Genomic DNA, 23,956 nt, shown 5'->3' with positions numbered 1-23,956 from the left:
CCCTGAAAGGAATCGAGCAGCCTTCTACGGCAATCTGATGTTGCTGGCTGGTTCCGAGGACGCCCGTAGTTTCTAGCTTCGCAATGTCGATTGATCCCGCCTCAACGCCAAGGTCGAAATTCCGGAGTTTCCACGCCAGGAATCTGGGTGGTCAGGCCTTCGGATCGCAAAGCGCGTTCCAGCTGCACGCGGAAATCTAGTCGTACGGTGGAAAGACCTGCGACCAATTCGTCTCGATTTCTCCAGCCTGCAGATTTGAGTATCCTCACCGCGTCTCGAATGAGGCCCGTCCGCACGATCGAAACAAACTCATTCCGGACGCTCTCCTGTAAGTCAGACGGCAGCACGTCATAGATTGCAAGTACGTAGGGACTGCGAAGGGCGATCCAACCTTCATATGGAGCGAGTTTGTAAGACATGCGCAATTCACCGATATGGTCGCTTATCTGCCCGCCCTGATTAATGGCGCTCCAGTATTCAATGAACCATAAAAGGCCGTCGGTCGGGATGCAGTTCAGCGCTTTTCTTACAGACGAGCGGAGGGAGCTTAGGCGTTCATCGGCGAGGCGCGTGTCAAGCGAATCTACCGCCATCTCATAAAGACGAAGGCGGATAATGGTCGCGGCTCGAATCTCGCGAGGACTACAGATTGCCCGGTTTTCGGCGGTGGACAATGCGGCTTCGGAGACAGGATTGCGCTTGAACGCTGTGCCCGAGAGAATCGCGTTGGCAACGCTATCGAGTTGCACTTCCTGCGTTGGGTTACGAAGAAAAAATGCAGCCCAGCCGGCTGAAATGAGTGCGATCAATACGAGGATTGACTTACCAACGGTATTGACCATTGGCTTCCAGGCTAATCCACATACCCGTATCGTGAATAATAACGGTTGCGGTAGTAGCCTCCGCTATGCGTATCGTAACGGCTCATGGCGGCGAGATTCACCTTGTTGAGAACTGCGCCCATGAGGCGCTCACGAACCATTGGCGTTTCTCTGATCACGCGCTCGACGATGTCAACCTTCGACTTCGCCCATTCGATAACCAAAATATACGAGTCGGCTAACGGGCCTGTCGCACGTACGTCGATAACCGGCGCCAACGGGCTGAGGTCCAGGATGATGCGGTCATACTGCTCGCGCAGATCTTGAAAGAACTTTTGCATTTGCGCGGAAGCCAGGAGGTCGCTGGAGTTCGAGAACCTTGAGGTTACCACGCAAGGTAGGAAGTGCAGATTGGTCTGCGGATCGACCCAGAGCGCATCCTTCAGGTCGACTTTCCCGAACACGACGTCGATGAGTCCAACATCTGCCGACCGACCAAGACGGTGGGTTAGACTTGGATTACGAATGTCGCCATCGATGAGAAGCGTGCGCAGTCCGCTCTGCGCCGTGGTTTGGGCCAAAGCCTCGCTCACAGTCGATTTCCCTTCGTTGGGAAGAGCCGAAGTGATCGCAACGACCTTGTGTGGGGAGCCGTAGTTACTTAGGTCGGTCGCCAACTTGATCGAACGAAACGCCTCGGCGAACCGCGAAAACGGTGAATTGATCGCGAAGCGCCCAACGCTGTTGTCGATCGTAAGCTGCCGGTCGCCTGAGCGGGGCAGTTGAGCCAGTCCCGTCTCCACAGCACGGCCCATTTGGCCGGCGGCAATAGTTGAACGAGAGTCCGGCCGCGCATTTGGCCTCCAAACGCTGAGGAATGGCAACCTTCCTTTGAGGCGGTTCAGCCAGCCCTTTGGGGTCTCGTCTGCTCCGAAATCAACGATTGGGACAGAGGCGAGGCAGTTGGTCTGAAGGAGCCTTTCGACCTGATGGACGGTCCTGTAGGCGCGATCGACCATCTCAAGGAAGATCGCGACCAGACCCGCAAGGATGCTGCCACCGACCAAGCCCGCCAAGAGAACCAAAACTGTCTTCGGCGCGGTCTTTGGCGACGACAGCTCCGCGGCCTGGGTGATAACCCTTGCCTCCGTAATCGGGAAGGATTGCTGCTGCACCGAGACCATATAAAGTTGCAAGAAATTGTCCGATAGTGCGCGCGCGCTCTGGGCGTTGCTTTCCAGATCCTTGAGCACGATTTGTGCTTGGCTGGTATCATTCGATAAGGCGATCGTATCGTTAAGGCTCTTCTGGCTCGCCACCTCGCGAGCGTTGGCGATCGCTAGGTCGCTCTTGTAGGCCTCGGCTGTCCGTCGAAGCTCGTCCAGAATAGAGCGCCGGATCTCGCGCATCTGATTGCGGAGATTCACCACCGCGAGATGGGTAGGGCCGTAACGATTGGACCAGTCCGATGCTTTAGCTGCGTAGTCAAGATAGGTCTGGCGAAGCTTTGTGATGACCGGATTGGCCATAGTATCGTTGACGGTTGCCAGATCAGTCAAAATGACCTGAGAGTCGCTCTCGTCAGCATTGAGGATTGAGGTGATGCGCTGCAGCTTGGCCTCGGCTTCCGCGCGCTTGGCTCGGGCCTCGGTCAGGCCACTGTTGATCTCGGCGAGTTGTTGCTCGGTCAGCAGGCGACCGCCAGCATCCACTATGTTGTTCTTTGCCTTGTAGTCGACCACCGAGCGCTCAGCCGTCGAGGCTTGAGCGCGGAGCTCCTTTAATCGGTCCTGCAACCAGACGGCGGCACGGCGGGAGGCCTGATATTTCGATTCAAGAGAATCCGTAATATAGTTCTCGGCTATGGCGTTTGCGATCCGAGCTGCCAATTCGCGAGACGTCGATTGGTAAGCTATCTCGATGACGTAGCTCAAGCCGACCCGTTTGATCGTGAGACCAGCTTGAACGCGCGCAATGGCGCCTCGCATCAACTCAAGATCGGAAGGCTTCTCGTCGGGAAAGAAATCCGAAAAGAGCTGAGTCACGCTGCTCAACAAGCCGTCGTCAGCGCGCATGAATTCGGGAGAATCCAAAAGGTGAAGGTCCTTGATGACCGCCGCGGCGATCGTCTCGGACTTCAGGACTTCGACCTGACTGTCGACCATCGCGGAGTCGATGGGGTTGTCACCCGCCCCCGGTGCCCCTTGAGTCTGAAGCCCCTGCATCTTCCGACTGTCGATCATCAGAACGGCGGTGCCGGTATAGCGCTTGGTGGCGGACACCAGATAGCTACCCGCCAGGGCCAGGCAAACCAGCATCGTGACGATCATCACCGGATACTGCCTGCTGATCAGGCCAATGGCGCCGGCAACAGTCTGCTCCAGAGACGCCTGTTCAGCGCCCTGGATCTGCGGTGAGGAAGAAGTTGGAATTCTTGTCTGAAGCATCCGGCCCGTCTAACTGAACTGGTTGCGCGGCGGCTATTCAAAAAACGGCGATCATCCGCACGCCGACAAACCGGATGTCCAAATCAACAACGCCTCAGCAAATGCCCTAAAGCATCAGCACGAGCCGGAGACGCTGCAGACGATGGTCGTTGTCGTGGTTGTTCCGCCTGCTGAGCTCGCACTACCCACGCTTGAACTGAAATAGCTCGTGGGGTTGTTCGATACGCTATTCGCGGAGAAGGTCTGGAACGAGGAGGCTCCAAAGAAGGAACCGGTCGTCGAGCTGGTCTGACCGCCAACGCCTCCGGAAGACCCGCTAGCGGCGCCTGAGAGAGCTACGCTTCGGGTGGGATCATTGCCAGTAACGGCTGCATATTGCGCGTTAGCATCAGTTGAGCCCGTCGCGCCTAGATCGCCCTGAATCTCCAAGGAAAACGTTAGATCGGTCGTTTTGCATACATTGGCGGCTTTTCCCAAGCCGGTGCCAATCGCTTTTTGAAGCGCCGAGGTGGAAGGTCCCTTGCTGGTCAGGTCCTTCAAGATGGTGAGGATTGCGGGGAGCGCCTGAGGGTAGGAGGCAACAAAGGTTTGTACGTCAGCGGCAACTTCTTCGGGGCTGCGAGGTCCATTCGGACCCTCCAACAACGAGGAAGGGGCCGTTGTGAAAGCTGCCGCCTTCTGTGCAGTGTCAGGATCGCTAACACAGGCGGCGAAGCTGGCCGTGGATAGGGTAATGGCGAAGGCACAGGCCGCCACTGAAAGCATCAGATTCGACGACAACAGGCGTCCGGGCGTCCTCATAGATCCTAACCTCTTCCAACCGTCTAATTCGGTGTTTTTAATAGAAAATTAGGTCAATGTACAGCGGCCAAAGTGGGGCCAGGCGGCTTAGGTTAACGTCCTTTGGCGGAGAACGATTGGGCCATTCCCATGCCCAAAATGGGGCCGATTGCGAGGGCGAAGCCGGGAATCTGTAGCGGAAAATCGACCTGCGAATGGACAATGGCTAAGACGCCAATCCAAAAGGCGCTGGTTGGCAGTATCGCATCACGGTTGCGGCTCAGCATTCCTCGGCCCAGTATCGCCAGCATGGCGGCCCACCCAATGCCCACCACGAGCGTGAATGGAAGCCCCATTTCGGCGGCTAGCTCGAGGGTGGTGTTGTGCGCCTGCTCCCAGACCCCATACGACGGAACATCGCCGCTTCGGTAGGATGGAAAAACCCACCGGAACGTGCCCAAACCCGAGCCAAGCCAGGGATAGTCCCTAATGATTTCAACGGTCGAGTTGTAGGTTTCCCAGCGTGCCACGTCGAAGAAACCTTGGAGGCCAAATCGCTGATTGACGCGCGGAGCGAACATCGAAATTGCAACCAGCACGAATGCAACTGCAGCTACTGGAAAGATCCGGAGAAGCCGCCGTCTTTGTAGCTTTCTGCGGAAGTGAGTTCCGAAAGCTCCAGCCAAGCAGAATAATGCCAGCACCGAGCCGGCGCGCGATCCCGTGAGCATGGTTGTGGCGAGCATCACAAAACAGGCAAGTAAATAGAAAATCTTCCGCGGCGACGCTGCTTGCAGACGAGATCTGACCAGTTCCAACCACAAAATGGGCGCCTCATCAGAGCGGTGTCCGCTGAATCGTGTTGCAAAAAGTACCCACCCTAATGTCACTGCTCCAAAGTACGATGCCGCGACGTTCGGATTAACGAATGTCCCGGTTAGCGAACTCAGATAGTTGTACTTCTGGTGCCATAGAAAATAGTTGGGCCAGAGCACGAGCGCGACAAGCCCATAGATCGCGTAAGCCAAACCCGAACCTAGGAAGCTGATAAAAAGCGTCTGTGCAGCGAGCCGGTCTCGGCCGATAAGATAGCCGCAAAGGATAGATAAAAAGAGCGCGATCTGCGGTCCGGCGGAGAAAAGGGCTTGATTGCGAGCTGCGGCAACGGAGCCGTCCAGCTCTTCTGCCAGGATAGTTGAAGCCTCATTCCAAATTGCAGCTGTCAGATGTCGCGACACCAGAGCCGTCCAGCCCAGTTGCTCACTTATGACCGCAATCCAAGCCAGTGAGATCGCCGTGAAGCCAAATAGAAAAGCGATGTCCCGAGGGACAAGCGCTTGTAGCGCAGTGAGGAAGAGAATCGCCGAAAGCAGAGATACCCAAACGGCCACGATACGCATATCCATGGATCCGAAGGGAAGTGGCGCCAACGCAATCAATACGCACAAACCGGACGTGGCAACGAGAGTAGAGTTCGTCGGCTGTCTTCTTCCAGGAGTGCCCAATGCACCGCTTGCAAGGCGAGCATCAACTCTGGGGTTGAGCAGGGTGTCTCGATCGGGATCAAGACGCTCCATCAATCGAAGTCCTTCAGCCTCGATTCCCGCTTCCATTCGGCCAGAGAGCTTTCCAGGTCATACGAGAACCTAAATCCGCTGGCGACCAGACGCTTGGGCAGGATGTTCGTAGAAAACCACAACTTTCGTACTCGATCTCGATTGATGCCGGTCTTCATGCCGACCGTCTGCAGCGCCTCAAATGGAAGCGCCGCCATATTCATGAGCCAGATCGGAATGACGAACTGCGGCTGGTGATAGCCTGCCACGCGCGCGAACGCCGAGCAGATCTCGCTGATCGTATATCTGTGCTCGAAGCTGAAATTGTAGATGGAGGTGCCTTCATTGCGCGCGGACATGAAGATCATCGATGTTACGAGATCCCGCACGTAGCCGCACGATTTGATCGTATCTGTTCGACCAGGATAGATAAAGGCTCGCCGTTCCATCATTCTCGACAGGCGCGTAAAGTTTCCTCGTTCGTAAGGACCATAAATCACGGCTGGACGAACGATGGTGACCTTCCGGTCTGGAGCCTCCGATTGCCAGAGCAGGTGTATCTTTTCGGCCGCAAGCTTGGAGCGTCCATAGGCGCTCACAGGGGCGGGCTTGGCCTCTTCGTCGAGCGCAGCTTCGCTTGGTCCATAGATCGAGATCGAGCTCGTGAAGATCAAGTTCTTGCTTCGTGTTTCGTTTGCAAATCTGCAAACATTCACAGCGCCCAGGACGTTCGTGTAGTAATAATCGCCATCGGGGTGTCCTGGCGTTACATGAACCGCCGCCAGATTGAAGATGTCGGCTGGGCTTCCGTTAGCGATATTCGGATCAATCGACTCGCGAACATCGTGGCATAGATATTCGACACTGGCGATATTTGCCCTCGGCGGACCAATGTCCACCGAGACCACTCGCTCATACTTTCGAGAGGCCACGAGTTCAGCTGCGAGGTGCGTTCCGACGAAGCCTGCGCCGCCGAAGATAATGACTTGGGTAGGATTGGACATCGATCAGGGCTCTACTCGACTCAGGTTGTTTGCCTCATTGCGATAGGTCTCTTTCAGGATATCGTAGTTGATCGCGCGGGTTAAATCGACTGGGTGCTCGATTGTGCGCCTCTGCAAGAGTTGTGAATGCAGAGTACGAATTCGCATTGAATCCATTTCGCCAAATCTTGCTCCAAAGGGGCGCAAGAGGCTGCGTTGTGAATCCATGAGGCGAAAGACCAACGGAGTCGGCAGCGGGGTGACCATAGAATTCGCTATAATGGGAGTTGTTCGGCTGAGGTTCGCGTACGCTGCGCTCCAGCCGCCGGCGATCGCCGTCAAAAATTTCTCGAGTGTGTTCGATCGTGCGAGGGCTCGCTCCTGAGCGAAGAAGACGGGGCCTGGTGCATGGACTCCAAAGGCTTCCGGACGAAGTATCTTATATTCGACATTCAGGTGCTCCAGCTCCATACCATCGACATCACGACGACCAAGGAGGACATCTATCTTTCGATCCACGAGATCCTGCAAAGGCGTGTTGCTTTCCACCAAGAAAAGCTTGCTTTGGGCCAAAGAATTCCTGCCGATGAAATCGTTGAGAATGGTCGCGAATTCGGGATGCGGCTTGTATCCAATTCGTTTGCCCTCCAGGTCTTGCGGCGTCAGCAGCTTGGTCTCGGGCAGCGCATAGAACTCTGCCGGGGTCACTGCATAAAATCCGGCGAAAGCCACAATCGGGAGTCCTCCCGAGCGTGCCTTCAAGAATCCTGCGGTCGAGGCGATACCTATCGTGTTCTCGTCGGCCACTACCGCGCGGATTGCGTCATCGTCGTCCAGGCCTGCCACCAAGTGAACGCGCAGGCCTGCTTGCGCGAATAGGCCATCGGAGACCGCGATGATCATGCCGGCGGCAGAAACCGACAACGGCGTGCTCAGCTTGACGGTGTACTCAGCAAAACCGGCTTTAAGCTTTGGCGCCTGGCTTCTGGTTGGTTTCGGGCCGAAGAGGACATAGGCTACCGCGCAAACAATGAATAATCCGCCGAGGAGGCGTAATCCATGGTGAGATTTGCGGGCTTTTCGCTGGGCTCTTGTCATGTCGGCGCACTAATAATCTATTCTTGGTATCAATAAATTATGTTGGCGAACGCTCGGGCGGGGAAAGGAAGCAAAGACGTCTCGGATCCGGTTAGAATAGTTCACGAAACTCGTAACGAAAATAGGTCGAGCCCGACGCGATCCCTAGCGTCCTTTGGAGCCTCTGATAACCCGCCAAAGGCACGATGATGCAATCGGAGCTTCCAGCATAGCAAACTTGGACTCGGATGGATTGGCCGCAGATGTTCTCGACCAGTACGTTCTGGTCGATGATTTTCGGATTGATGATCTGTGCACGCGCTGAGGGGTGTACAGAGATGCAGAGCCTGCCGTCGGGGGTCTTGTGATTTCCCGCAAACTTACCGTTCATTGGTAGGAACGGATTGGCGGGCCGACCGGATCCGCCGCTGCCGCCGTACATGGGGGCGGACGATTGCCCATACCCGGAGACTTGAGCATGAGCGGGTAGAATCCAAATGGAAGCAACCACCATCAGCCAGCCGATGAGACGGCCGATTCGAACGTTCTTCAGCGCGAGGAGGCGATGTATCATTGCAATACCCAGGTGCTGGTCAAGACCGATCAGGGAGCTCCGCGGTCTGCAATATCTCGATCAATCCAAAGCCCGAGACATGATGAAAGGAAACTTTCTGGCCGTCGAATAGCACTGCCGGAGTGGGTGGGCTGACCAATATGATATCGATGCCTGCGGCCTCTAGCTCACCAAGTGCCTCTTCCGCATTGGGGCATGTATAGCATAAGTGGTAAATCATCGAGCCGGTTTTGCTTATAAGCTTATCGATCGGGGAGGGCCCGTCACCGGGCCAGATCACCTCGACATCCGGCATCGTTGGATGGTGGCGCATCGCGAGATTGACCCGCTGGAGCGGATCAAAGACCTGATTGCCAGCTGTGTACCCAAGCAGTTCCAGGTAGCGAAATGCTTCTTCAGGGGACGCGACCGCAAGACCCAGATGGTGAAAAGCAAAGTTGCCCAAATCGAGTGCGGGGGTGCGTGCAGAGCTGGACACGTCAATATCTCACGTCGTCTTCTTGCCGATGAGTTCGACGAATTCCCCGACGTTTTTCATGCTGCCGATTTCAGATGCTGAGAACTTTATTCCGAAAGCCTTTGAGACCGCGAGAACGAGACGAATGTGAGAGAGGCTGTCCCAGCCGTCGACGTCATCGGCCGTCGTTTCAGGCTCGAGCCCAAGGTCATCCTCGTCGAAGACCTCACGAAATACCGTTGTAAGCTTGGAGTAGATTTGAGCTTGATCCATCATCGTACCTCGTTTTCGCTCTCCGAATAGCGTCCCGCTACTCACTGATGCGTTTCTGCCTTGGATTGATCGGGGCCGCGCAGGGAAACATGGGCCTTTTCGGTGTGTTCCCGACACATAGACGAATTTAGGACGTTTGCCAGTCGATTCGACCAGATGTCGGCCAGATGCCGCTTGGCATGTACTTCATCGGAATAGTCCTGCTCGTTGCTCAGGTCGCTCATCGACATCGAGACGAAATTCCGTCGCCCGTCGAATTGACGCAAGATATCCGCGAACGCTTCCTCGTAACTGTGCTGAAATGGGCTGGCGTCCCGATGCCAGGCCGGAATGGGAAGATCAACCAGCACTACCCGTTCTCCCGAACCAAGCAGCGTTTCGATGAGGTCCTTCAACTGTGCGACTTGATCCGGGGAAATCTTGTCCTTTTTTCCCATCGTCTCGTTCCAATAGTCGAGAGCTTTCTTCTTGTCCTGCTCGGACATTCGGGCGGACTCGCGTTCAGCCTCGTTGCGCTGAGCGGACTTGCGGCCGGTCAGCAGCAGATTGACGCCTGCTCTGGCTTCGCGAGTGATCTTCTCGATGACCAGGATGGGACGAATTGCCAAAACGCCAGCATCCAGCCAGCTTGCAGGAAGGAGCGCGACAGGGCCTTCGGGGGTCCGCCGATAAAATCCGTAGCGATACTTCTCAAGATCGACATCGGTCTCCCCGCGATTGCGATCAGGGTCGGCATACTTCAGATCCGAGTCGACGAACATTCCGAACCAAACGCCGATTACGAAGGTGTTCGAGGGCCGATCGGCCGGCTTTTGAACCTCGTGCACAAGGTCTACGATCTGTTTCGCCTCGGAGATGTTGGCGCCGCCAACGGCGAGATTGCTGACCTTCGCGCAGGCCACTTCTGACTGAATGGTCTTTTGTATGAAGCCAACTCCGGTGTTTGACGCGCCCACCAGAATGGCCTTTTCACCGGGGGTATTGAGAACGCTCCGTCCCAGGAACACGTACTTGGGAACGGTCATGTAGAGCGTCTGCTCGGCGTTCTGAAAATCGCGCTGCCCGTCGTTTTCCGAGTCCGGAAACATGAGGAAAGAAAGCGCGCCGAGCGTAGCGTAAAGAAAGGCAAATGACGCAAAGGTCAGCGCAGCCTGTCGCAGAATGTGTTTCAAGTCAGAAGGCCTTGTAGACGAAATCGGGAGATTTGTGCAGCAGTGTCGTGATCACGACGATTGCCATCATCTTGCTCGCGAGAGAAAGGTTCCGGCCAATGAGGCTGTCACGAACCGACAAAAGGAAAGTCGGGGCAGTCAGGTGTGGAACGATGCGGTCGGTGACGAACCAGAACAGTGCAAACGTGCCGCCGATGACCAGGAACGCCGCGGACACGCCAGCCACTCCAAGCTTTCCGATCAAACGATCGAAATCCGACAGTTCGGGTACCCATAGGCAGGTCAGTGCCAACACGAAATAGGCGATCGTGATGCCGCGGGAAAGATAAATGTAGGCGGTCCGCTCGGTCAGCGCCCGGTAGCGCTTCTTGCCGAGGCGCTCGGCGCAAGCAACCTGCCAAAGCTTGTTGACGCTCGCGCCCGCGCCCATCAGGAGGCCGTAGATCACGAATACCACCGTCGTGCCGTGCCAGACGCCCATGACAAGGAACGTCACGAAGAACGCGAGCACGCCCAAATAGGCCGTCAATGCGGGCGACGGAATCCACGACATCAGGAGCATGACCAGCGGATTGAAGAGATAGAACTTGAACCACTGCGACAATGTCATGTGCCAGCGTTGCCAGAACTCCAGGAAGGTGCGGGCAGAGAAGGGCCGGTCGAAGTTTTCCGGTAGCTCCTGTCCCAGCAGAGTCCCGCTGCCGATGACGATGTCCATGTAGCCGGAGAAGTTGTAGTAGAGATAAACGGTATAGAGGGCGGCGGCTGCGGCATAGAGGCCGTAAAGTTTCAGCGCGGGCAGATCGGCGGCCTGGAGAAGCTGAGGCTTCAGGAACGAAAAGCCGTATTCGGCAGTAGCTGCGACGATGACAAACTTCACGTAGCCAGTGATGACCCGCGCGAAAGCGTCGTAGACCCTGGTTGAATCGAGCTCGCATGCGGCCACGCCATCCGTGGTCCGAAAGTCCTGATAGCGCTGGATCGGGCCCGAGACGAAGCAGAGAAAGTTGCAGGTGTATCGGAAGAAGGCGAGCGGATCGGTTCTTTCGCTGAGATCGCCAGACTGCACGTCCACCATGATGTGCAATATCCGGAACAGAATGTAGGACAGGCCGATCGTGAGGTAGGGAAACGGAAGGTGACCCAGGTCATCGAAGAAGGAGAAGCGCTTCAGGAAGATGTAACCGCCGAGCACGCCAAGGATGCCCAGGCTCAAAGCGAGCGCTGATTTCCAGACCTCGAGTACCTTGACGCAGAGATAGCCCAGGAGAAGGAACGAGAGCAGGGGCAACACCTGGATCGCGTCGGTAAGATAGCTGCCGATGAAGAAAGCGTTGGCCAATCCGAGCACCGCTCGGCGATACGGCACGGACGCGCTGATGTGGTAGGCAACCACAACAGCGGCGAGAAACGCAAAGAACAGAGGAGATGTGAGACTCATTGGCTACGGTCCGAACTACGCTGCCTGCCGGTGCGCGCCGGATCAGGCTGGCTCCAGATGTGGGTAGTCGCGCTCGACCGTCATCGGCGTTTCGCCGAGTTCAACATCGGTCCGCAATTCCCATCGCGTGCGTCCGTCAGCCTCCTCGCCGGCCAGCGTGAAACCGAGCTTCTTGTAGTGCTCGCGCACCATCTCGTTTCGTTCGGTCGGAATATAGACACCTTCCAGATTCGATATCCCGGCGGCGCGCGCCAGGAACAGGATTTCGGCAAGCACCGCTCTTTCTACGCCCCGTCCCAGCACGCGGCAGCTCATGAGCCACGTGTCGATGGTCCACCATCCCGGCCGGGAGGGTCGGCAAACAACCACGCAAATGAGTCCGTTGTCGCCAAACTTGTCCAAGAGCCGCGCGTGCAACGTCATCACGCCAGGATCGAGCTCGGCCTGCTCGACTTGGGATTCGGTATAGCGATAGGTGGTCAGGTTGAACTGGTTGCTCTTGTTGATCAACTGGGTGACGCGCGATCTTGTTGTACGATCGAAGCCCCCAAAGACGATCCGCATTTCCAGCGACCGCAGATAGGACTGGAGGTCGGTGGTCTGGCCTTGCAGGCTGAGGCGCCGCGCGTTGGCCTGATACATGTCGGCGCGGGAGCGATCCTCCTCCGAGAAACTGATTGTCTCGAAGTAGCCGGCTGCAGCAAGCGTACGCGCGTAGCCGGCAGGATCACTGTCGAGTTCAGGGACGGAGACCTCGGGAATTTCTCGCCGGACAAGACCTCGCTCGACGGGGTTGTCATCGAGAAAAACCATCGATTCGAGGCCGAGCGCGAGCTCCTTCGCGATCGCGCGGATATTTGACGCCTTATCGTCCCAATTAGCTTGGAAGACCGCAATGTGATCCTCCTTCAGGAGCATGTCGGGATGCTCCCTGAAGGGCCGTCTTGCGACCTCATCGTTGTTTTTCGAGCTCACCGCGAGGACGATGCCGCGAGCCCGGAGAGCGAGGGCCAATTGCTGAACCGACAGGAAAGCTTCGCCCGTAGCGTCGCCCTGAGCGATCTGAATTCCGTCGAGCCCGTCGTCGCCGATCACTCCGCCCCAGACCGTGTTGTCAAGGTCGAGGATGAGACAGCGGCGGCTCTTGCCCCGCATGGCACCGATGATCCGGCAGACGTTTTCGGCGTATAGCGGCACGAACGTGTCGGCGAAAGGCAGCTTCGCGAAGTTCCATTGCGCCGGCGAATGCCAGTCGGCAAGACCGACAGTCTCGGCGATTCCGGCGACGTCGAGAAGAAGGTCGCTCGATTGCTGTACGGACTGGCAGATCCGCCGGTTGAACCGGTCAACCAGGTCTCTCGTGGTTCCCGTCAGCGCGCGATCGAAGGAGCCGAATAGTCCTTCCGGAGGAGCGGCTACGGTCTGCACGATGCATACCGCGCCGCTGTTCTGGGTGATGGCGGAACGGATGGAATCCACGAGGCCGATTGCGGCGTCAACGGTCTCAGCTGCCGCCTTTTCGCTGCCGGGAGTGGCCTGAAGTGCGAGAGCTCGATGATCGAGGGCCACGAGGACTGCGTCCGGTCGCGCCCTGTTGAGCGCGGAGTCCGGTTGCAACGCATCTTGCAGGAACTGATCGTAGGCGCCCGTAATGCATTCGAGCGAAAAGCCGTGGCGTGCGGCGGTTGCGATCAGGACCGGGACAATGAGGTCAAGGGTCCCGTTCCCGATCAAGCCAAGCCGGAATGGAGCCAATGGCTGCAGGGAATGTCCCTGTTTGCGAGCGGAAACGATGGTCCGTCCCAAGCGTGAAAGCTGCTGCTCGTTAAGGGCATGGGTCGCGAGAAACCGGATCTGCTTTCCAAGGTCGACGCCGGTCGTCGTCAGCCCCTTGCAGCGGGGCGCGAAATCTTCAGGCGGTCTTGGAAGCCAAGACAGTTCTCTGTACTGTTCTACGGACACACTCTATTCCAGCTTGTTTTTGGCAGCGAATTCAACGAATTTGCCGTACCCGACGTCGAAAATCCAGCCGATAATCTATGCACGATGTTCGAAAATAATTCGACAGTTTCATGGCTTGGCGTTGTCATCTGCGGGTGGCAGGATGGACTTATACCGGATATGTGGTCGAAGAATCGTTTTCGGACAACAGGTTCGGATTAACGTTACGGTCGTGAGGATCAGTTGTCGCCTGAGTTAACCCTGTCCGTCGTCATTCCCAACTACAACTATGCGAAGTTTGTGGGAGCGGCGATCAAGAGCGCGCTGGAAATCCGTTGGCCGCGAGTCGAGGTTGTCGTTGTTGATGACGGATCGACCGACAATTCACTCGAGGTGATCGAGAAATATGCCGACAAGATCACCATCGTCAGGCAGCCGAACGCCGGTCAGATGCAATCTTCCGTGAACGGCTTCCACCGGTCCAGCGGCGAGCTCGTCATCTTCCTCGACTCGGACGATGCGCTGCATCCCGACGTGATGAACGAAATAGCGGCGGTCTGGACGGAAAAGGCCAGCAAATTCCAGTTTCAGATGAGGGCGATCAACGCGGAAGGCATGCCGACAGGCAGCATCCAGCCCCAGTATTTCATCACGCCTACGCCGCAGCAAATTCGCGAGTGGGTCACCTCGGCGGGTGTCTACCCCACGCCGCCCGGTTCCGGCAACGCCTATCCGCGGTGGGTCGTCGAGAAAATATTCGGTTTCAAATCCGATTTCGTCGACAGGGCGCCCGACAGCTATCTGGTGACGGCGGCGCCCGTTTATGGCGATATCGTGACGATTCCCAAGCCGCTGGTCGACTACCGTGTGCATGGCGAGAATCACGGGGCATTTCTTGAGCTGGAAGACAGCCGTTTCGCGCGGGAGGTGGATGTCACGATACGGCGATTCAATTTCTTCCGCGAGATTGCTCGCAGCGCGGGCTTGCCGGTCGCGCCTGACGCGTTGAGCAGAAACATGCTGTTCCTGTGCCTGCGCACGGCATCATACGCGTTGCGACCCGACATTCACCCCATCCCGAACGATCGAGGGGGAGCCATCTTTTCCGATTCTGTTCGGTCTCTTTCCTTCCCGCAGGGATTCTCCTTTTCACAGCGAAGCTCATTGTTCCTGTGGACCGCATGCATGCTGGTCGGTCCGAGCCGGCTGGCGCGAGCGCTGGCTAGCTGGCGCTACGCGCCGATCAGCCGCCCCAGGTGGATGAAGGCCATCCTGAACATGCTGAGGGTTGTTCGCTAGCTTTCCTGCGGCAACGTTCGGGCGCGGTTCTTGGCCCAATCTCTCGCGAACTGTACTCTCAGCAGGCGGGGTGGTGAGTGCTCACAACGACGGCGTAGGTCGCAAGGTGATTAATTGATAGCGACCACTTACAAGATTGTGTCTGCGTAGATAAGATACGTAGCACCTTTCCCTGAATGTCGGCTGCGCATGTCAACAAGGCAATTCCCAAATATCGATATCCTGCGCTTTTCTGCGGCTTGCCTTGTGATGTTTTATCACTTGGCAGTCTCATGCTGGGCGGCATCTGGCGTTCAAACAGCCACCATACTGGACGGGCGAGCTTCGTTCCCCGAATTGCTGCCCTATTTTTGGAGCGGCTTTGTTGGAGTGGAGATATTCTTCGTTATATCGGGCTTCGTAATCAGCTTTTCTGCCGAACGCTCAGAGGCATTTTCTTTTGCCCGAAGTCGTTTTTTTCGACTGTATCCCGCAGCTTGGATATGCTCGACCATTTCACTCGTCGCGTTGATATACGCCAACATCGCGCCTCCAGAAACGTATCTTAAGCCCTACTTCCACTCCCTTATGTTGTCGCCCAAATATCCTTGGATCGACAGTGTGTACTGGACCCTTGGAATTGAGATCAGCTTTTATGCACTGATCTTCCTTGTTCTTGCGCTCGGTTTTTGGGAGTTCAAAACGGCGATCGCCTATATTCTCGGAACGGTAAGTGCGGTGTATTGGATTGGCGGCTACCTCTTCATGCCGCAATTCCTCGCCAGCCACCTTTGGTCTCGTCCTCTTGAATTGTCGCTCGTTCCGTACGGATGCTACTTCGCATTGGGAATGATGCTCTTTATTCATGCGACGAAGGGATTGACGTCACGCGACAAGATTTTTTGCGGATTGTTGGTTATCGGAGCAGCGATCGAGATCCTCTTTAAAGCCGAACACGCAAATCGTGTATTTCATTCGGCTCAATGGAACTGGGTCCCAGTTGTCATTTTCCTCATCTTTGTTTCGCTCGCTGCTTCAACTTTAGCATGGCGGCCCGAACGAAAGCTTGCGACCTGCTTGCGACAGCTGGGACTTGCAACCTACCCCCTATACCTCCTTCACGACAATGCAGGCACTGTGTTGATGTCGTGGCTCTTGGACAACTTCACGGGGTATCGCTTTCTTGCGCTCGCCTTCACTGTAGTGATTTGCATCGCGGCGGCGTTGCTGACTGCCCTGGTGCTTGAGCCGCCCATCAGAGGTTTTTTGGCGACGCTCTGGCGACCACGGAAGTCGCAGGGGTCGGCCATTCAGGATGGTTAAACAGGCTTATCCGCGGAGTTCGCAGCGGCCGCGGGGCTTGGTCTGGAACTGCGGTTGTCCTCGCCAAAGCCTCGCGGTGAAGATGGTACGAGAGTCAAAAGCCAAATCATCAGAGCTGAGCTTGGCTTGAGAACCAGCGGGAAGATAACCCAGCTAAAAAAGTAAAAGTGACTTATGTCGACCCGCAATGCGCTCGAGTAAAGTCTCGTCACCACGATCGCGGAGACGAAGATCAACCCTGCCAAACCATACTCGTAGGTAAGCTTCGCCCAAGTTGGGTCGCTCACCTCGTAAGCAAATCTGCCGACGGTAACGTCTCTAATGTAGCTTCCTGCTCCGTTACCGAGCCAAATTGTCCATGCATCCCGATCAAAGCTAGCTCGGATCATCTCCCAAGGGGCGACAAATCTGGCGTAGCCGCTCGTATTCGGAGTCGTAAGTTCAGAGAGACGACCGAACCAACGATCCAGGCCGGGAAGCTGGAGATTGGCGAGAGCGTAGAGAAGCAGGAATGCGCTCAAGGCAGAGATCACAAAAACGGGAATCCTCCCGACAGATCTTGGCAACAGCAAGCCAACAGCCAGCACTATTAGCCCAGAGCCGGACAAAGAGGCGAGAAGTCCCATGGAAAGCAAAGCAAGAACAGGCAACCTCTTGAGTTGACGGTACTCAATTAGGAGGGCCAACGCCGTGACGGTGGATAGCTCGCCCGACTCGTGTAGGAAGAAGCCGTTCGCTTTTACGATCCCGCCTTCCTCGCGGAGAAATGTGTAAGTTCCTGCGCCACGAATTTCTTTGGGAAGAACGAAATAGATGTTCGTGAGAATGTCCAGCTTAGCCATGTTGACGACGACAAGCTGAACAACCCCGATAGCTGCAATAATGGTTGCCGCCGTTACGTACGCCTTAAGAATGTAGTCTTGAATTGGTCTGAGATCTGCTGTCCGTCGCAGACGGAACACGAACGGCGCGTAAGCAACAATCAACAGCAGCAAAGAACTCAATGAGGTCTCAGAGGCCGAAAAAGGCCTTCGCAAAATCGCGAGGGCTATGGTGCACGTCAGCAAGTACAGGGTGGGGACGCTGACGGTTCCGTTTCGGGAAACCAAAAGGTAGAACGTAAAGAACGCATAGCAAAACAAGTCAGACGCAACGGGGAACTCGCCTATATTGTAAGCTACCTGGCTGAAAAATAGAACTGACGCAATTGACGACCAAACGGCGAACTTTCCGAGGGGGGTAAGCTCAACATCCGCGCGAAAACCAACGTTGGGCGAAGTCTCTGATCCAACAGCTGGGGATATTGCGGGATTCATGCGAGGTCCAATCGATGGGCAAAGTATAGCCGGCGGCACCGACGTTCAATCACTGGCACGGCCTCCTTTTATGCAATGCCAGCTCGCTTCGGGAATATTACCGCGTAGATTTAACCATGGCCGCTCATCTCTCGGAGAAGCGGCATGTATTGCGAGTGGAGACGCTTCAGCGTCCGACGTGTGCTTGGAACCACCTGCTTCAGGATCGAGCCGATGCTCAGGGCCTCGCCTGAGAACCGCTGGTTCCATCCGTGAACCAGTGCGCGCACGACTGACTCCGGATAGATTCCCTTGAATTGTTTCGCAATCGGCTTTGAGCTCAGCAAATCGTGCAAATAGGAGCCTTCCGGCGGCAGCAATTCCTTGTAGTAGCCCATCTTGTCCCAGATGTTGTTGTAGAGATGGATCGAGAATGCGTCCCGGCAAAGCTTTTGGCATTCATCTCGATATTCTGGCAGGAGGAACTTGTAGAACTCATCGTAGTGAAGCGGCATGAACAGGCTTGCCGGCTTGAACGACGAGCTTTGCTTTTTGAACGTCCGGGAATTGAAGGCCTGCAGGGTGCCGAACGGGACGTCCTGGTCCAGAACGCTTTCGCTCGCAGCGACTATTCGCCCCAATTCCTTTGACGAGGGATTGAGGTTGAGGATTGCGTTGCAGATGTTCGTTCCGTTCTCCGCGATGAGGAAGTTTTCGCTGCTTTCGACCTCAAATGATTTCAGCATCATGACGTCCGAGTCGATCCAGCAGAGATGTTTTTTCAGGAACATCTTGTATCGGAAATAGTCGGAGAATTGTGCGATGTTGCGCCGGCCATCGGTGATGAAGCGATCGATGTACGACTCATCCACGATCTCGTTGGCATCGCCTTGGATTACGCCCGGGGGCAGGCCGTCGAACGGCTTGTACGAATAGAGCACGACGCTGTGGCCAAACTCGGCAAATGAAAGGAGCGAGGCCTTTTCGTACGGAGAAAGCGGGCCGAGCCAAAAGGATCCAAAGGTGCTCATATCCTGGTTTCCTGTGAAGGGAATGCCGGTTAACGACGTACGTGCCATGCGCGCAATGGCATCGGCTATCCGTCAAGCTCAGATTTGGATGTCGCCGTCAAGACGGCGCACTCAGAGGAGCGCCCGGTGCATGCGCGCTGCTGAGCTTTCCAGGCCAAATCTGTCGGAAAACATTGCGAAAAGTCTGGCCTGGCTCTGATTCAGCATATCCAGATTATCAATGTTCTCGACGATCTTTGCCCCGAGCCCGGTCACGCCGTCTGCTAGAAACATGGCGGACTGCTCTTCCTCGGTGGTGCCGGCAATGGCGTTTTTCAGGCCAAAGATTGGCAATCTTGCAAATGCATAGTCCAGCATCTTCAATTTGAAGCCCCCGCCGAAGAGCTCCGGCACGAGCCCGGCTCGGCACTTGCTAGCGACCTCGGAGGCATCCGGCAGGCGCCCATGAAATATCAGGTGCGGCTTCAGGGACTCATACCGGTCGCGAAGCGGTTTAGGGACGCTGCCGACCACATTGAGCGATATTCCGTTGAGCTTGAATTGCGACAGAAGGCTGTCGATCAGGATATCCAGGTTTCTCTGCTTGGCGACCCAATCGAAGGATCCAAGAAGGAGCAGGGCTCGCGGCGTATCCGATGTCAGGTGGCGCGGGGGAGTAGCCTGGCCGAGGAAGACCGGCGGAAGCACGTATGTTCTTTTGACCGAGCGGCCGAAGTAGGATGCGTCCTCGTCGGTGATGCAAATCACCGCGTCGGCAAATCGCAGAATCTTGTCCTCCTGGTTTCGGTATTTTTTTGCGTCGTACCCCATGAGCAGGCGACGCGCCGGACTGTCAAAATTTCGGGCGATTTCGCGTCGAATGAGGCCTTCGGCGTTGTGCGCGACATAGCAGATTGACGCGGACTGCCGACGGCTCAGGATAACGTCCAGGAAGCCTGAAGAGTAGGCATGGTCGATCACAATCCAGTCCCAGGACTGGTCGAGCAGCTCGAGCAATTTCGATCTGAGATCGGGAGATGCCAGAAAGTACGCGTCCTTGGGCAGCGACGAGGCCAGGCTGAATGCTGCGGAAACCTGTGACGGAGGCGCGTCTACGCATGTGATCTGCGGCAGGCCAAGAAAGGGCTTTTCGACGGCCTGCTCGCTTCTCCTTGATCCAACAACAGTAACTTCGGCCTCATTCGTCAGAGCAAGCGATTTGATGAGCCCCGCAGAATAGAGCGCGTCGCCGCTGAAAAGTGGAGTTGGCAGGCGGCCGGCGATCCACAATATCCTCTTCAAGAGTTCAAGCTCCCGCCTCAGTCGAACAAGCCGTGCTCGCTTCTTGCAGCCGGCTGACCGGGGCGCAGCTATCGCGAGATTGAAATTTCAACGCTGGACGTCCAGACGCAAGAGCTGGCAGCTCCGAGCTTTGACGGGTTGCCGCAGGTCGGTCGAACAGGAGGCCGGCGCTGGCAGCGTTTGCTTGCCTCCCTTCGCGTCAACTGACTCGGCGATGAGGGAGGCGTCCAGCCGGAAGCGGCCGGGCCGTTGCAGGGCGGGCAGTGATACGTCGACGGTGGCCGTGCCGTCAGGGCGTTTGGCTATCGATGCAAGATCAAGTTTCTGGCTTGCAGAGGTCACCGTCGCTCCAGTTGCTTCATCAATCACGGACACGCGCAGTGTTCGTTCCGATGGATATTGCTCCGGAAACCTTACCGGCACGCTCAGATCCAGGCGATTGCCGGTCATCGGCAACGCCACGGCACCTGAGGCCGCGCGAACGTCGCCGACACGATCCATTTTCAAGAATTCCGGCTTGGGCATGTCATTTGGGGCTTCTGTATAGCCGAATTCTTGCGGATCCGGCGTCATTTCGCCCGGCCCGCACTGGCGCTTGCCCTTTTCGGACGACGTGAATTGACACACGCGAACGTAGTCCACTCTGAGCTTCTGAGGAAATGCGCTCTCATCGACTCCGTGACGACCGGCCCATCCGCCGCCGACCGCGAAATTGAAATCGATATGTGCCGGAGGGCCGAGTTGGCCGTCTCTCCGAAGCCACTGGTACATTTTCGTGTAGATCCGACGTCCATCCCAGAACAAGGTGACCCGATCCGGCGCCCAGACCATGCCAACGACATGCCAGCCTTCGTTGAGGTTCTCCTTGCCCATCATTTCAGCAAATTTGGTCTGAAACGAAGGGTCCGTGAACACATAGTCACCACGCCCTGCAACATTGGAGTGCAGCATATTCGGCTTATCTTCCACGCCGTTTATGACGTACTCGAAAATGTCGATTTCCGGTGGGTGCCACGTTCTTCCGTCCTGATCGTAGTCGGCTTCGAGCCAGAATGCTGGCCAGACGCCCTTGCCGGACGGCAGAAACACGCGGGCTTCATAATAACCATAATAAAAAGTTCGATGGCTGCGGATCAGCCCCGAGTCGAACAAGGTTGCTCCCGGCTTCTTTTCGGCGGTCAGATCCAAAACGCCATCGGAGAGTGTGATTTGGCTATCGCGGTAGCGCTGGATCTCGTCATTGAAGTGGTCCAGTGTTTCATTGTTGTAGATGAAACGTGTGGCCCATTTGTTCCGATCGAGCTGATCGCCATTAAATTCGTCCGAGAAAACCAGCTCCCATCCACCGGATTTCGCGGGTGCCACGGGCAAGATTGCCAAGATCACCGTTGCGGCGGAGAGAAATTTTACCAAGCGCTGGTGCATGTTCGACGCCTCGTTTGTAAACTGTATCTCAAACTGGTAGTGAAACTACAATCGATTTCTCGTAAGCTGAAACCGTGATTGGAGCCTGTTCAGACTGTGGATCTGCTCGGGCCGAAATGTGAACGCCATGATGCGCGCTTCAATTTTGCGACCTGGTACCGGTCGCCGATCGCTGATACTCACTTTCCACCGCGAGGTGTAGCTCTGTGAACTTGAACGTTTCAATGACGGTTTCGGTCGTGATACCGACCTATAACCGCGCCGACAGGCTGGAAGGCGCCATTCGAAGTGCGCTTGCTCAGAACCCGAGGCCTCTCGAGATTATCATCGTAGATGATGGCTCTAGCGATTTGCCGGACACGACCTGGCTCACGGACATCGATCCTTGCGTTCGCGTTATCCGTCACGAACGCAATCGCGGAGGCAATGTAGCCCGCAATACGGGGATCGATGCAGCCCGCGGCGATCTGGTCGCCTTTCTTGATGCCGACGATCGATGGTTTCCCAACAAGCTGGCGATACAGCTGTCTCAGGTTGGAGACCGCGCTTCGGGGAACTACTTCGTTTGCTCAAATGCATTGTTTGACGGAGGAGGTTGGGACGGTAGACCGACAAACGGTCGTCCGCCTCTTCAGGGAGAGGATATCAGCAGGTACTTTCTGGTTCACTGCTACGGATTTCTGTCTTCGACACTGCTGATGCCAACTCAGCTTGCGAAGGCTGTACGGTTCGATGAGAGACTGAAGAAGCACCAAGATCAGGATTTTGGACTGCGTCTCGTAAGGGGGGGCGCTGAATTTCTTTATTGGCACGAGCCGCTGGCTGCGTGGTGGAGCGCGGAAGATCCCACGCGAGTCACACGACTGAAGTCGGTTGAGCCAACGCTGACTTGGCTTCGGATCGCGGGTAACTTGATGACTTCGGATGCGGCGGCCGCCCTCTATTTTCGGGAGGCCTTTCGACGGCACGTAAAGGGCGAACCTCTGTCAGCTCTTGCGCTCGCGTTAAAGTTGGGCCTCAGAGACCGCCAATCCATGTCATGGATATTGAAGCGACTACCGAAACTGGTGCGCAGCTAGCTCGCTGCTCTCTAACTGGTGACACGCACAGCGGCAATATCGTGGGCTTGGGCGGTTGGGGCTGGATCGCGGCCGCTCGCGCCAGCGGCCAAACCGCCGACACAGCATCGCGAATGTCGCGGCATAAGAGAGCGCATCACGGGCGCCGAGCGTAATCCGCACCAAGATTAAACCCGGGCGTGGCAGTTATGCCCGCGTCCGGGGTATTCGCGTCGATGAAGGGGCGTGGTACTGAGACCCGCTCTTCGCAATCAATTTCTCCCATAGTCAGGCGTGATGTCCAGAAAGCAAGGTTCTGCACTTTCCAACGTTCAATGGAGCGCGGTGTCCCAGATCGGACGCGCCGGCATTCAGCTAATTAGCGTCACGGTTCTGGCTCGACTGTTGCCGACGTCGGACTTCGGCTTGTTGGCCATGGCGACGATCGTCACAAATTTCGCGACAATCTTTCGCGACATGGGAATGTCGGCTGCCATCATTCAAAGAGAACAGTTGACCGACAAGCTTCTGGGCACCGTCTTTTGGTGCAACATGTTGTTCGGCTTGGCAGTAGGCGGCACAATTGCGGCGACATCGCCTCTCGTGGCAGCGGTGTTTCACGATCCTGCCGTGCAGCCCCTGTTGGTTATCTTGTCCTTTGCCTTCCCGATTGGAGCTTCGGGGGCGCCACACCTGGCGCTGCTCGAGCGAAGCAGTCGATTTAAGATCGTTGCTATCATCGAAGTGTCTTCGTCGACTTGCGGGGCTGTTGTGGCGATTGTCGCCGCCGTCTCAGGGGCCGGCGCGATCAGCCTCGTGATCCAGACGCTAGTCGGAACGATCCTCTCCACTGTGCTGTTCTGGCTGGTGTCGGGATGGAGGCCACGCGCGCAGTGGAGCAAGGCGGAGATTGTTGACGTCCTTCGCTTTAGCGGCAATCTCGTCGCCTTCAACGTCATCAACTATTTCTCGCGCAATGCCGATGGAATTCTGATCGGTAGATATCTCGGACCGGTGCAGCTTGGGTACTACACCATCGCGTACCGGATCATGTTGTTCCCGCTTCAAAACCTGACGTTCGTCCTCACGCGAGCCTTCCTGCCGATTTTCAGCGGCCATCAGCAAAATACTGCGTTGATCGGCCGGCAATATCTTCGATTATTGCAGTTCATCTTCGTTATCACCGCTCCTCTTATGTTGGGGCTTTGGTCCGTCCGCGAGCCGTTCGTCGTCGTCGTCTTGGGTGAGAAATGGCGGGCTGCGTCCGATATCGTTGCTTGGCTGGCGCCGACGGGCCTCCTGCAGTCCATTACGTCGACGACCGGCACAGTGTTGATTGCGACTGGAAAGACGCGGCTGATGCGAAATCTTGGGTTCGTATGTTCGCTTATCTTCGTGACAAGCTTCGTATTGGGGTTGTCGCAGGGGGGAGCAGGTGTTGCGAGGGCGTACTTCTTCGCCAATCTTCTGACGTCACTGATTTACCTTCATTACACGGTGATCCAGGTCAATCTGCGACTCTCTGATGTCGCAGTAAGCTTGTGTCGTCCTTTGCTGGCGGCGATCGTGATGGTGGCTTTGATCATCTCGATTGAGAACTTCATTTTGCCAGGATCATGGCATCAGATCGCGCAGCTTGCATCGCTTGTTGTGGTCGGCACAGCGATCTATGCTGCCACGATGATCCTAGCTGCTCGCGATATCGTTACGGATATGAGGGCCGCAGTACTCAAGAAGGCCTGA

The 23,956-nt window shown here is 56.2% G+C and carries 19 protein-coding genes; 4 read left to right on the top strand and 15 right to left on the bottom strand.

Annotated features, from left to right (window positions below):
- Window positions 1–101: 101 nt before the first annotated feature.
- The 11 genes from ACV1FX_RS03285 to ACV1FX_RS03235 form a co-directional block, all read right to left on the bottom strand.
- Window positions 102–842, bottom strand: a complete 741-nt coding sequence (locus ACV1FX_RS03285) for a hypothetical protein (RefSeq protein WP_473116109.1) — start codon at window positions 840–842, stop codon at window positions 102–104.
- Between the two features lie 11 nt (window positions 843–853).
- On the bottom strand, window positions 854–3,268 hold the full coding sequence (locus ACV1FX_RS03280; protein WP_473116108.1) for a polysaccharide biosynthesis tyrosine autokinase: 2,415 nt from the start codon (window positions 3,266–3,268) through the stop codon (window positions 854–856).
- An 893-nt stretch (window positions 3,269–4,161) separates the two neighbouring features.
- Complete coding sequence (locus ACV1FX_RS03275) at window positions 4,162–5,661, bottom strand: O-antigen ligase family protein (protein WP_473116107.1); 1,500 nt, start codon at window positions 5,659–5,661, stop codon at window positions 4,162–4,164.
- The gene (locus ACV1FX_RS03270; RefSeq protein WP_473116106.1) at window positions 5,625–6,608 is read right to left on the bottom strand and encodes an NAD-dependent epimerase/dehydratase family protein; all 984 of its coding nucleotides are present in this window, start codon (window positions 6,606–6,608) and stop codon (window positions 5,625–5,627) included. Before ACV1FX_RS03270 ends, ACV1FX_RS03275 begins: the two co-directional genes overlap by 37 nt.
- A gap of 3 nt (window positions 6,609–6,611) precedes the next feature.
- Window positions 6,612–7,685 carry an ABC transporter substrate-binding protein gene (locus ACV1FX_RS03265; protein WP_473116105.1) on the bottom strand — a complete coding sequence of 358 codons (1,074 nt, stop codon included), beginning with the start codon at window positions 7,683–7,685 and terminating at the stop codon, window positions 6,612–6,614.
- Between the two features lie 91 nt (window positions 7,686–7,776).
- The gene (locus ACV1FX_RS03260) at window positions 7,777–8,238 is read right to left on the bottom strand and encodes a hypothetical protein (RefSeq protein WP_473116104.1); all 462 of its coding nucleotides are present in this window, start codon (window positions 8,236–8,238) and stop codon (window positions 7,777–7,779) included.
- Window positions 8,239–8,257: 19 nt separating this feature from the next.
- Window positions 8,258–8,716 (bottom strand): VOC family protein, encoded by a 459-nt coding sequence (locus ACV1FX_RS03255; RefSeq protein WP_473116103.1) that lies wholly within the window; start codon window positions 8,714–8,716, stop codon window positions 8,258–8,260.
- A 9-nt stretch (window positions 8,717–8,725) separates the two neighbouring features.
- A complete protein-coding gene (locus tag ACV1FX_RS03250) occupies window positions 8,726–8,971 on the bottom strand; it encodes an acyl carrier protein (protein ID WP_473116102.1) in 246 nt (81 codons plus the stop codon).
- Between the two features lie 38 nt (window positions 8,972–9,009).
- The gene (locus ACV1FX_RS03245; RefSeq protein ID WP_473116101.1) at window positions 9,010–10,140 is read right to left on the bottom strand and encodes a hypothetical protein; all 1,131 of its coding nucleotides are present in this window, start codon (window positions 10,138–10,140) and stop codon (window positions 9,010–9,012) included.
- Window position 10,141: 1 nt separating this feature from the next.
- Window positions 10,142–11,581, bottom strand: coding sequence for an MBOAT family O-acyltransferase (locus ACV1FX_RS03240; protein WP_473116100.1), 1,440 nt, complete (start codon window positions 11,579–11,581; stop codon window positions 10,142–10,144).
- A gap of 42 nt (window positions 11,582–11,623) precedes the next feature.
- Window positions 11,624–13,543: an HAD-IIIC family phosphatase gene (locus tag ACV1FX_RS03235; RefSeq protein ID WP_473116099.1), complete on the bottom strand. Its 1,920-nt coding sequence runs from the start codon at window positions 13,541–13,543 to the stop codon at window positions 11,624–11,626.
- A gap of 222 nt (window positions 13,544–13,765) precedes the next feature.
- Here ACV1FX_RS03235 and ACV1FX_RS03230 point away from each other — a divergent pair, with 222 nt between their 5' ends.
- Window positions 13,766–14,821 (top strand): glycosyltransferase family 2 protein, encoded by a 1,056-nt coding sequence (locus ACV1FX_RS03230; RefSeq protein ID WP_473116098.1) that lies wholly within the window; start codon window positions 13,766–13,768, stop codon window positions 14,819–14,821.
- Between the two features lie 189 nt (window positions 14,822–15,010).
- On the top strand, window positions 15,011–16,123 hold the full coding sequence (locus ACV1FX_RS03225) for an acyltransferase family protein (RefSeq protein WP_473116097.1): 1,113 nt from the start codon (window positions 15,011–15,013) through the stop codon (window positions 16,121–16,123).
- On the opposite strand, the gene ACV1FX_RS03220 is transcribed toward ACV1FX_RS03225, so the two are convergent.
- The 4 genes from ACV1FX_RS03220 to ACV1FX_RS03205 form a co-directional block, all read right to left on the bottom strand.
- Complete coding sequence (locus ACV1FX_RS03220; RefSeq protein WP_473116096.1) at window positions 16,120–17,127, bottom strand: hypothetical protein; 1,008 nt, start codon at window positions 17,125–17,127, stop codon at window positions 16,120–16,122. The two genes, ACV1FX_RS03225 and ACV1FX_RS03220, sit on opposite strands and share 4 nt — an antisense overlap.
- 422 nt (window positions 17,128–17,549) lie before the next feature.
- Window positions 17,550–18,449 (bottom strand): hypothetical protein, encoded by a 900-nt coding sequence (locus ACV1FX_RS03215; RefSeq protein WP_473116095.1) that lies wholly within the window; start codon window positions 18,447–18,449, stop codon window positions 17,550–17,552.
- 111 nt (window positions 18,450–18,560) lie between these two features.
- Complete coding sequence (locus tag ACV1FX_RS03210; RefSeq protein WP_473116094.1) at window positions 18,561–19,730, bottom strand: glycosyltransferase; 1,170 nt, start codon at window positions 19,728–19,730, stop codon at window positions 18,561–18,563.
- An 87-nt stretch (window positions 19,731–19,817) separates the two neighbouring features.
- Window positions 19,818–21,155 (bottom strand): glycoside hydrolase family 16 protein, encoded by a 1,338-nt coding sequence (locus tag ACV1FX_RS03205; protein ID WP_473116093.1) that lies wholly within the window; start codon window positions 21,153–21,155, stop codon window positions 19,818–19,820.
- Window positions 21,156–21,379: 224 nt separating this feature from the next.
- Between ACV1FX_RS03205 and ACV1FX_RS03200 the strand changes: the two genes are divergently transcribed.
- Window positions 21,380–22,234, top strand: a complete 855-nt coding sequence (locus tag ACV1FX_RS03200; RefSeq protein WP_473116092.1) for a glycosyltransferase family 2 protein — start codon at window positions 21,380–21,382, stop codon at window positions 22,232–22,234.
- Between the two features lie 276 nt (window positions 22,235–22,510).
- Complete coding sequence (locus ACV1FX_RS03195; protein WP_473116091.1) at window positions 22,511–23,956, top strand: MOP flippase family protein; 1,446 nt, start codon at window positions 22,511–22,513, stop codon at window positions 23,954–23,956.

The sequence above is a fragment of the Bradyrhizobium ingae genome (assembly GCF_055791185.1).
This window is presented reverse-complemented; position numbering and strand designations above follow the sequence as displayed.

Coding starts and splice junctions, on each gene's coding strand:
- ACV1FX_RS03215 (WP_473116095.1), bottom strand. CDS start 18,449: ATGAGCACCTTTGGATCCTTTTGGCTCGGCCCGCTTTCTCCGTACGAA.
- ACV1FX_RS03285 (WP_473116109.1), bottom strand. CDS start 842: ATGGTCAATACCGTTGGTAAGTCAATCCTCGTATTGATCGCACTCATT.
- ACV1FX_RS03205 (WP_473116093.1), bottom strand. CDS start 21,155: ATGCACCAGCGCTTGGTAAAATTTCTCTCCGCCGCAACGGTGATCTTG.
- ACV1FX_RS03260 (WP_473116104.1), bottom strand. CDS start 8,238: ATGATACATCGCCTCCTCGCGCTGAAGAACGTTCGAATCGGCCGTCTC.
- ACV1FX_RS03275 (WP_473116107.1), bottom strand. CDS start 5,661: ATGGAAGCGGGAATCGAGGCTGAAGGACTTCGATTGATGGAGCGTCTT.
- ACV1FX_RS03225 (WP_473116097.1), top strand. CDS start 15,011: ATGTCAACAAGGCAATTCCCAAATATCGATATCCTGCGCTTTTCTGCG.
- ACV1FX_RS03250 (WP_473116102.1), bottom strand. CDS start 8,971: ATGATGGATCAAGCTCAAATCTACTCCAAGCTTACAACGGTATTTCGT.
- ACV1FX_RS03265 (WP_473116105.1), bottom strand. CDS start 7,685: ATGACAAGAGCCCAGCGAAAAGCCCGCAAATCTCACCATGGATTACGC.
- ACV1FX_RS03200 (WP_473116092.1), top strand. CDS start 21,380: ATGACGGTTTCGGTCGTGATACCGACCTATAACCGCGCCGACAGGCTG.
- ACV1FX_RS03270 (WP_473116106.1), bottom strand. CDS start 6,608: ATGTCCAATCCTACCCAAGTCATTATCTTCGGCGGCGCAGGCTTCGTC.
- ACV1FX_RS03240 (WP_473116100.1), bottom strand. CDS start 11,581: ATGAGTCTCACATCTCCTCTGTTCTTTGCGTTTCTCGCCGCTGTTGTG.
- ACV1FX_RS03195 (WP_473116091.1), top strand. CDS start 22,511: ATGTCCAGAAAGCAAGGTTCTGCACTTTCCAACGTTCAATGGAGCGCG.
- ACV1FX_RS03280 (WP_473116108.1), bottom strand. CDS start 3,268: ATGCTTCAGACAAGAATTCCAACTTCTTCCTCACCGCAGATCCAGGGC.